This is a genomic window from Rugamonas sp. (assembly GCF_025354735.1).
Classification (GTDB): domain Bacteria; phylum Pseudomonadota; class Gammaproteobacteria; order Burkholderiales; family Burkholderiaceae_D; genus Rugamonas.
This window is the reverse complement of sequence record NZ_JANXMI010000035.1, coordinates 1-8,214: the sequence shown is the minus strand read 5'-3', so window position 1 is coordinate 8,214 and position 8,214 is coordinate 1. Positions and strand designations below refer to the sequence as shown.

13 protein-coding genes and 1 pseudogene are annotated in these 8,214 nt (G+C 55.4%); 12 read left to right on the top strand and 2 right to left on the bottom strand.

The window, feature by feature from the left end; translation table 11 throughout:
* Window positions 1-350 precede the first annotated feature (350 nt).
* From Q0S71_RS03235 to Q0S71_RS03210, 6 genes are all read left to right on the top strand, one after another.
* Window positions 351-623, top strand: a complete 273-nt coding sequence (locus Q0S71_RS03235; protein WP_295991236.1) for a hypothetical protein — start codon at window positions 351-353, stop codon at window positions 621-623.
* A 2-nt stretch (window positions 624-625) separates the two neighbouring features.
* Entirely contained in the window at window positions 626-862 is a 237-nt protein-coding gene (locus tag Q0S71_RS03230; protein WP_295991235.1) for a hypothetical protein, read from the top strand.
* 6 nt (window positions 863-868) lie between these two features.
* Window positions 869-2,353: a hypothetical protein gene (locus Q0S71_RS03225; protein WP_295991232.1), complete on the top strand. Its 1,485-nt coding sequence runs from the start codon at window positions 869-871 to the stop codon at window positions 2,351-2,353.
* Complete coding sequence (locus Q0S71_RS03220) at window positions 2,354-3,619, top strand: hypothetical protein (protein WP_295991230.1); 1,266 nt, start codon at window positions 2,354-2,356, stop codon at window positions 3,617-3,619.
* 203 nt (window positions 3,620-3,822) lie between these two features.
* A complete protein-coding gene (locus Q0S71_RS03215; protein ID WP_295991229.1) occupies window positions 3,823-4,143 on the top strand; it encodes a hypothetical protein in 321 nt (106 codons plus the stop codon).
* Entirely contained in the window at window positions 4,136-4,423 is a 288-nt protein-coding gene (locus tag Q0S71_RS03210; protein ID WP_295991226.1) for a hypothetical protein, read from the top strand. Before Q0S71_RS03215 ends, Q0S71_RS03210 begins: the two co-directional genes overlap by 8 nt.
* A gap of 21 nt (window positions 4,424-4,444) precedes the next feature.
* On the opposite strand, the gene Q0S71_RS03205 is transcribed toward Q0S71_RS03210, so the two are convergent.
* On the bottom strand, window positions 4,445-4,705 hold the full coding sequence (locus Q0S71_RS03205) for a helix-turn-helix domain-containing protein (protein WP_367185269.1): 261 nt from the start codon (window positions 4,703-4,705) through the stop codon (window positions 4,445-4,447).
* Window positions 4,706-4,943: 238 nt separating this feature from the next.
* Between Q0S71_RS03205 and Q0S71_RS03200 the strand changes: the two genes are divergently transcribed.
* Window positions 4,944-5,801: a hypothetical protein gene (locus Q0S71_RS03200; protein ID WP_295991225.1), complete on the top strand. Its 858-nt coding sequence runs from the start codon at window positions 4,944-4,946 to the stop codon at window positions 5,799-5,801.
* A 71-nt stretch (window positions 5,802-5,872) separates the two neighbouring features.
* Window positions 5,873-6,097 (top strand): hypothetical protein, encoded by a 225-nt coding sequence (locus Q0S71_RS03195; RefSeq protein WP_295991223.1) that lies wholly within the window; start codon window positions 5,873-5,875, stop codon window positions 6,095-6,097.
* A 131-nt stretch (window positions 6,098-6,228) separates the two neighbouring features.
* On the opposite strand, the gene Q0S71_RS03190 is transcribed toward Q0S71_RS03195, so the two are convergent.
* Entirely contained in the window at window positions 6,229-6,450 is a 222-nt protein-coding gene (locus Q0S71_RS03190; protein ID WP_295991221.1) for a hypothetical protein, read from the bottom strand.
* Between the two features lie 193 nt (window positions 6,451-6,643).
* On the opposite strand from Q0S71_RS03190, the pseudogene Q0S71_RS03185 reads away from it, so the two are divergent.
* The 4 genes and pseudogenes from Q0S71_RS03185 to Q0S71_RS03170 form a co-directional block, all read left to right on the top strand.
* Window positions 6,644-6,892: pseudogene (locus tag Q0S71_RS03185) on the top strand (helix-turn-helix domain-containing protein); the annotation flags it as partial.
* A gap of 113 nt (window positions 6,893-7,005) precedes the next feature.
* Window positions 7,006-7,341, top strand: a complete 336-nt coding sequence (locus tag Q0S71_RS03180) for a transposase (RefSeq protein WP_295991238.1) — start codon at window positions 7,006-7,008, stop codon at window positions 7,339-7,341.
* Window positions 7,342-7,367: 26 nt separating this feature from the next.
* A complete protein-coding gene (gene tnpB, locus Q0S71_RS03175) occupies window positions 7,368-7,715 on the top strand; it encodes an IS66 family insertion sequence element accessory protein TnpB (RefSeq protein WP_295991218.1) in 348 nt (115 codons plus the stop codon).
* Window positions 7,716-7,744: 29 nt separating this feature from the next.
* A partial coding sequence (locus Q0S71_RS03170) for an IS66 family transposase zinc-finger binding domain-containing protein (RefSeq protein ID WP_295991216.1) occupies window positions 7,745-8,214 on the top strand: 470 nt, incomplete at its 3' end.

The following is an 8,214-nucleotide window of genomic DNA, read 5'->3' as shown; positions in this document are numbered from 1 at the left end:
AAAGCAAAGCCCAACTTCGGTGCTGTAGCGGAAATCGTTAAGACTATTTTCCCTACAACCTCTGCCGAAAATTATTCGGCAGCGCAAACATTACTGCAGAAGCGCATGAAGCGAACTCCTGACCTAGTGCTGATGAGTTGGCCGCACGACGTCTAGCTCAGTTAAGGCTCTTTACGGAAGCAACGTCACTAACTACGGCTCCCTTGCTGTTGTTACCTCGTGCTTATGCAAGTGAATAACACCGATGGAATTTTTTTAAAATTTTTCATCGGTGTTATTCAGGTAGCGCGATTTTTCCCATGATGTTCATACGTACTAACGTTGGTACGCAATAAATCATTGGGAAAAAAATGAACAAAGAAGTATCCATCAACGCCGAAGCCTCGGTCTCCGACACGCTGTGGAAGGAGGACTACACCGCGTCCTTCGTCCAGCTGGCTCGCGGCACGCTGGCAAACGCTCGCGTCACCGGCTCGCTCGGCCTGCCATTCATCAAGCTGACGCCCGGCAAGCGTGGCGCAGTACGCTACCGCAAATCCGACGTCGAAGCTTGGCTGACGGCACGCACCTACAAAAACACTCAGCAGGCCGTAGTCGCTGCCCGCAACGTGGAGGGCGCGTAATCATGGAAAAACTGAAGAGCTCCCTGATCTACGCGTCCTACTTGGAGCAACTGAGCGTCCAGAAAACGTTGAACCGCGTACACGATATCGTCACGGCGGTCGAGAACAACGTCCACTGCTTCGAACGTATGGCGGCCTTGCCGAACCACAGCGGTGACTGGGAGAAGGCCAAGCAGGAGGCTATCAATTTCCTGATCATCGCGAACCGCGTCAAAAAAATGTTCGAGATCGAGGAGTAATCGAACATGGAAATGAAAACCCAATACGATGCCGCGATGGGAGTGCTGACGTACTTGATTGTCGCTGTCCCAGCGACGCTCGGCAAGATCTTCAAGCAGACCCCGAATGGCCTGGAGAAAACCACCGCTGGCGAGTTCTACCAAGGCAAGTTCGTGGTGAAATTCTTCACGACGGTGTTGGATCTGGTGACGCTGTTGACGTCAGTCACCACTTCGCAGGCCATCACTGCCAGCGTTCCTGTTACCGGTGCAATTGAAGGCGCTATCGTGACCAAGGCGATGCTTGCCAAATTCCCTGATGCCCTGACCCGCACCAAGAAACATTTCTCATTCCTGTTCGGCCAGAAAGGCATCATCATCTTGGACTACGATCCACCAGCCGGAAAGGTTGCGCTCACCCGCGATCAGCTCTGGTGCTTGCTGGTTGCGACGATCCCAGAACTGTGCTCGGCAGGCGTTGTATGGTGGTGCTCGGGTAGCTCCTACATCTACAGCGGTGAGGTCGAGATGCAAGGCCTACGCGGCCAGCGTCTGTACATCATGGTTGACGACATTAGCGACACCGAGCGCGTCTGCGACATCTTGGCGAAACGACTGTGGCTCGCCGGTCACGGCTACATCGCTATCTCCAAGTCGGGCAAGCGCTTGATCCGTTCGATCTTCGATGCTGCAATGGCCGAAGCCGCCCGCATGGATTACATCGGTGGTTCCACCTGCCACGCGCCGTTGGAACAGCGCCGTGGTGCGCCGGTTGTATTGTCCGAAGGTTCGTGGTTGAAGACCCGTGAAGTTATCAAAGACTTGTCTGCTGCCGACGATGCCAAGTACCAGATGCTGGTACAGGACGCGAAAGCTAAAGTCGCAGGCGAAGCACGTCTGATCGAGGAGGCTTGGAAGGCCGAGCGCATGACGGCAATGGTCATCAAACTGAGCAATATCGTGCCACAGGAGCAGGCGGCTGAGCGCGCTGAACAGACCTTGTCGGCTGCAACGAAAGGCTTCCTGCTGGGCGATTTCGATGTAAAGCTGGCTGATGGCTGCACTGTTACCGTCGGCCATATCCTTGATAACCGCGAGCGCTACAACGGCGCACTGACCTTCGATCCGTTGGAGCCAGAATACGCAAACCACAAGGTTACTGGCAAATTGTTCCTCTACGGAGCAGTCCCGACTCTGAACAGCTTCGCGCACGGCGGCGCGGTCTACTTCTTGCGCCGCCAGCCCCACCGCCTCTACCTCCAGCGCGGTCGCAAAGCAGAGTTGGCGGATGCAATCTACAAGGTGCTGAGCGACGAGCCGGATGTCTTTGTTCGTGGTGGTAAGTTGGTCCAGATCGATGGCAACCGAGTGCGTCCGCTGCACAAGGCAGGCTTGACGTACTTGATCGGTATGCGTACCGCTATCTACGTCAAGAAGGACAACGGTCCCGACATCGCTGCTGACGTCCCAGGCGATGTCGTCGAGATGGTAATGGATTTGGTGGAGGCATAATTGAAAGTTCTGAAAGCTACCGTTAACTTGCCATACGCCACGCCGGATGGCGCCATTGTAGTAACCCCCGGTTTCAAAGCGGGGAACGGCGTTTACGCGAACATCGCCCCAGATGCCGTTGCGGCAATCCCGGAGAAACCTTCGGGCAGCGACATTATCTCGGCGCTGATGACGCTGTGGATGCCTTGGAGCGGCTACCGCTTCGCCACCGCCACCGACCGTGCCGCCATGCTGTCTGCGATCATCACGGCAGTTTGCCGTGCCGCTCTCGACATCGCACCGGGGTACTTTTTCGATGCACCAGTGCAGGCTAGCGGCAAGACCAAATGCGCTGGAGCTCTGGTCGCACTGATGCGCGGTAAGCGCGGCGGCATCACTCCCTTCGTTGAAGGCTCCGGTGTAGAGGCGGAAACCGTCAAGAAGCTGGTCGCTATGCTGCTGGGCGGTGAGTCGTCCTGGCTGATTGATAACGTCGTTGGTACCTGGCGCAGCCCGGTGATCGCGGGGCTGATCACAAGCGGCAATCTCAGCGAGCGCATCTTGGGTGGCAACACTTGCTTCAATGGCGACTCGCGTTTGATGATCTGCGCTACGGGTAATAACGCCGCACTCGACCGCGATCTGGGGCGCCGCATGATCCGCGTGCGCATTGATCCCGGCGTTGAGACCCCGCAATCGCGCAACTTCTCGTTCGATCCAATCGATATGGCGCTGGCAAAACGCCAGGAAATTGCACAAGCTGTCTTGGTTGTTATTCGCGCTTTCTGGCAGGCCAAGCCAAAACTGGATAGCAATGGCGATGCCGGATTCAGCGAGTGGAACAAACTGGTGCGTCAGTGCGTGCTGTGGGTTGGATCGACCGGTTACTGCGAGGAGGCGGGCATCGGCAGCGTTGGTGACCCAGCCCATTCCATTATGGAAGATTCGGGCGTCGATGATCCAGACGTTGCAGCGCACCGCATGTTGTTGACCGGCCTGAATGAGACGTTCAACGGTGTGATGTTCCAAGCAAAAGATGTTCTTCAACTGTGGGAGCTGGGCGAGCGCCGCAGCATTGACGAGCCGAACGGCATGATTCGCGAGGCGCTCACGGCAATGCTGGGCCGCCATGCTATCCCTAGTTCGGTGAGCCTCGGAAGAGTGCTTCGCAACCGCCGCGACCGTTGGGTCTCCGGCTTGATTCTGCGCCAGGCTGGCAAAGACCGAAATGACATCGCGCTGTGGATGGTGGCAACTGCGGGGCTTGCGGGGGTTAGCAGGGAATAATCGATACGTTTCCACCAATATATATAAAGAAAAAAATCTATTCCGTTAGAAAACATCCCTGCTATCCCCCGCAAGCCCCGCAGTACTAATTTAAATAACGATATGGGACAAAGCTACGCGGGCCGGGGGCAGTACGGGGTGGGTCTATTTACTACGAGTGGCCACTTAAATTTATGATCAAATCAAATACTGAAATTGAACACATGAAGTACAGCATCGAGGAGGCCGCTGCCAGCGCGCTGGTTGCGATTGAATGCTACGGCTTGCAGGAAGCGCAAACCGCGCTCGAAGAATTGACCCGTCGTAACAAAGCATTGTTGGGCGGTGGCGATGCCGCAATCGCAGAGTCGCTGGGCCGCCAAGCGGTCGTATTGGAAGCGCTGCTCTACAACTTGTTGCGCGGTGCTGCGGAGGTAAAGAAACCTGAATTGATCACGATGGCCCTGAAGTCCGCAATGAGCACGCAGCGCGCTCTCATTTCCACCTTGGGCGCGATTCGCCAGTTGCGGAGTTCCGATGCGTAAGCCACCGACACTGACAGACGAGCAGCGTCAGGCGCGCCGGGAGACCATCATGCGGACGAAACCATGGACGAAAGCCACCGGCCCCAAAACTGTAGCAGGCAAGGCAGCTTCCGCAAAACGCTGGCAACGGCATGGCCTGCGAAGCGAAGAAGCAAAGGCAGCACAGCAGTGGGTGAGTTCGATCCGTAGCCTGTTACGGGTCTTGGCCAAGCACCGTGTGATTTGCTTCATTTTTGTAATCTTTGCAGTCACGATCCCAGCCAACTTCTACCAAGTGTAGTTCAGCCTTAACCCTAGCAACCTACCTGTCCTTCAAAAGCAGGTAGGTTTCTACGTTTAAGGCTTTAGCGATCTTCTCGATGTTGTCCAGCGAGACGTTTCTGACTTGCCGCTCCACGTGAGCGATGAAAGTGCGGTGTAGGCCGCATTCGAATGCCAAGTACTCCTGCGACCAGCCGAGTTCGCCTCGCAGACGAATGATATTCGCGGCCAGTATTGCGCGGGCGTTTGCTGACGAAACTGTAACAGTGGGCTGGTTTGGTGGCATCTCTGCCAGTTTCACCAGATGATGCTTTTAAGTCAGCCGCGTTTACGTCACAATTGCGCTGCGGATAGCGATATCAACGTCAATTGTCGTTAAGTCAGAAAATGAAAAGGATCAAATGCGAGTCGTTACAAGTAGCCAAACTAGCCACGTCGGTAGTTCTGCGTCTGGGAGCAACCCCGGCCTCGACACCGAAATTTTGTCAGATACACAACCTACTATGAGTTGGCGGGATTTTGAACGCTCTACTGAGGGCGTGAAAAAAGCGGAGGTCTTTAAAATTCCGCTCAACCTGATCGGGGTGGAATTTGGGTTCAATCCTCGCGACCTGAGCAAGTCGGAGACGTTGCAAAAAATTGCGAGCATTAAACAAGCCTACAAGGCAGGTGATTACGTTAAACCATTGGAGGTCCGGCTGCGCGGCTCCAAGATTGAAGTAGTGGATGGTCACTGCCGCCGCCAAGCCGCCATCGAAGCACGCGCTGAACTGATCGCTGAGGGATTTTCAAACCCCATCCCGTTCCTCATGTGCATACCGTTTAAAGGCAATGATCTCGACAGACTGGTCCTCACCGTCCACGGTAACGAGGGGGAAAAGTTAACTCCAATGGAGTGCGCCGAAGTCGTGCGTCGTATGTCGGGTCTGGGCCTGAACCGCGCCAATATCGCTGAACGCCTTCGTGTATCAATCGGTTGGGTGGACCGTCTGACTCTCCTGAACAAGCTTCCAGAGCTCGTAAAGCACCGTATCCGAAGCGGTCTGGTCTCCCCTGACGTTGCGGTTGCCGTGTTCAAGGCCGAAGGCGAGGGCGGAGTGATCGCTGCCCTTGACGTCAAAGCAAATGCAGCGGGTGGTGCGAAGATTACCGCTAAACACAACAAGTTGCCTGGTGTAAGCCGGGAAGCCCAAAGAGCAGAGAAGCAAGCCATCAATAAAAACATAGAAGCTCAGCTTCGGGTCGCCGAGTCCATCGCATTTGGTTTGCCAGAGAAGCTTTTCACAGGCGAAATCATGGATGAAGAAGTTTATTCTGTGAAGTTAAACGGGGCCACATTGAAGAGCCTGCGGGCGTTAAAAGAGAACTTTGCCGGTAAGCATGTACTCAAATCCTAGGTGGGCTAACACATCAAGACTGTGTTGCCCCATTGCGGCAATCATTACATTACCATCGCTGAAAGGAATAAATGCCTGACCGTCAATCTGTCATAAAGTTTGGCCGTACTGACGGTAGTGCAGCTAAGACCATATTTTTCCGATCCAGAATCCGTGGCCTGGAACTGGCGAACAGCTTGGCGTTTGTGTTTTTCGAGCAACATCCGTTTAAGACCAGTGCTGGCCGCGATGGCGACGAAGTACGGCATGAGGGAAACGGGTTTTACGTTGCCTACAAGGAAGAAAACGAATTATAAAAATAGCTGCGTCAACTCCCTGAGCTCGACATCAGCTCGGTGGGGTTGACGAAAAACTGGCATTCGTAAAATGCTCGGCTCGAGCCAAGCTTCCAAAATAGTGATAACGGCGCATCAATCATGCGTCTTAATTATCTCTGAGCTAAGATATTGTCCAAAGTCAAATGTGAACGTTTTAATATCTCAGACATATCGCCCATATGACCGTCAACCCGGTCTAGAATTAAATTAACTTCGCCAAAATCGGTCTTCATCTCTTGTCCGAACTCAGCGATATCTTTACGTAGTTCAAGCGCTTCTCTGAGGTTTAAATTGCCGTCTTCGCTTGCCGTCTGCTCCGTTGATTGGTCCATTCTCAGCTCCTAGTTTTTGAAGACTTGCTAGTTTATGAACTAATAGTGCCACATTGTGAATCATTAGGTTCAGCTAAGGTAGCATTGTGTTGATTAGCACCGAAAACTGACCCACTTTGCCGCATAATTTGCATCGAAAATTGACCCACGTTTAGCACACAATCCTACTTGTCTTGACGAGTGGGGAATCGGAGTGATCGACGTGGCATTACTAGGAATAATCAGGCGCTGGCATCTTCGCGACCAAGTCCCTTTGCGGGTAATCGCCAAGCGCCTCGGCATCTCGCGCAACACCGTCCGGCGCTACCTGCACTCGGAAACGACCGAGCCCGCCTATGCGGAACGCCAATCGGCCAGCGCAATCGACCCATACGCCTTCCAGCTCTCCGGCTGGCTCAAGACCGAGGCGGCCAAATCACGCAAGCAGCGGCGCAGCTTAAAACGTAAGCGTCTTCCCAGCGCCGTCTGGACTGCCTGACCAGCGTCATTCATGATCGAATTTCGGCACAATATTTGTGCCCACAATTTTCGATTATGGACACAAATTTTCAACCGATCATTTCGACGAATGCACGCGGCCACTATCGCCAGCATCCATTGGAGTTCAAGCGCGCCTTGGTGGCGCTGTCGCTGGAGTCTGGTGCCTCGGTCGCGCGCATCGCGCGTGAGCACGGCGTCAATGCCAACCAAGTCTTCAGCTGGCGTCGGCTGTATCAACAAGGACGCCTTGGCGTACCTGCATCGATGCGAAACGACGGCCTGTTGCCGGTGGTGCTGGCGCCATCGGCGCCTGCACCAAGCAACATCAACGCCGACGCCGACGGCGTTATCGTGCTTGAGTTGGGCGAAATCCGTGTTCGGATCGAAGGCCAGCCCAATGCGGCCATATAGGCGCAGGTGTTGGACAGGGTGCTGCGATGATCGGCCTGCCTGCCGGCACGAAGGTCTGGCTTGCCGCCGGCACCACCGACATGCGCTCCGGCTTCAATGGTCTGGCGGCAAAAGTACAGACCGCGCTGGAGGAAGACCCGTTCAGTGGGCATGTGTTTGTATTCCGAGGCCGGCGTGGCGACCTCATCAAACTACTGTGGTGGAGCGGTGATGGCCTGTGCCTGTTGGCCAAGCGGCTTGAGCGGGGGCGCTTCATCTGGCCGCAAGCGACCAACGGCTCGGTGGCGCTGACGCCGGCGCAGCTGTCGATGCTGCTCGAAGGCATCGATTGGCGGCGTCCGGAACGCACCTGGAAACCAACGTCGGCCTTGTAAACGTCATCAGCCTCGCGTAAACTTGGCGCATGCTCAGCTCAGCCGACCTGCCCAACGATATCAATGCCTTGAAGGCATTGCTGTTAGCCAGCGATCGCCTGCTGCAAGAGCGTGACGAGCAACTGGCCGGCATGGCCGAACAACTGAACACGCGCGCCGTCGAGATCGAACACCTCAAGCTGCAGATCGCCAAATTGCGGCGCATGCAGTTCGGCCGCAAGTCGGAAAAACTCGATCATCAAATCGAGCAGCTGGAGTTGCAACTGGAAGACCTGCAGGCCGACGCGGCCGAGGCGGCGCGCGAGATGCCGGCGGCCGACCAAGCGCCGCGCAAGAAGTCGGTGCGTCGTCCCTTGCCCGATCATTTGCCGCGAGACGAGAAGGTCTATGCGCCGAAGGCCGATGCTTGCCCGGCCTGCGGTGGCGGCCTGCGGCCGCTGGGCGAGGACGTGGCCGAGCAACTGGAGTACGTGCCGGCCAGCTTCCGCGTGATCCGCCA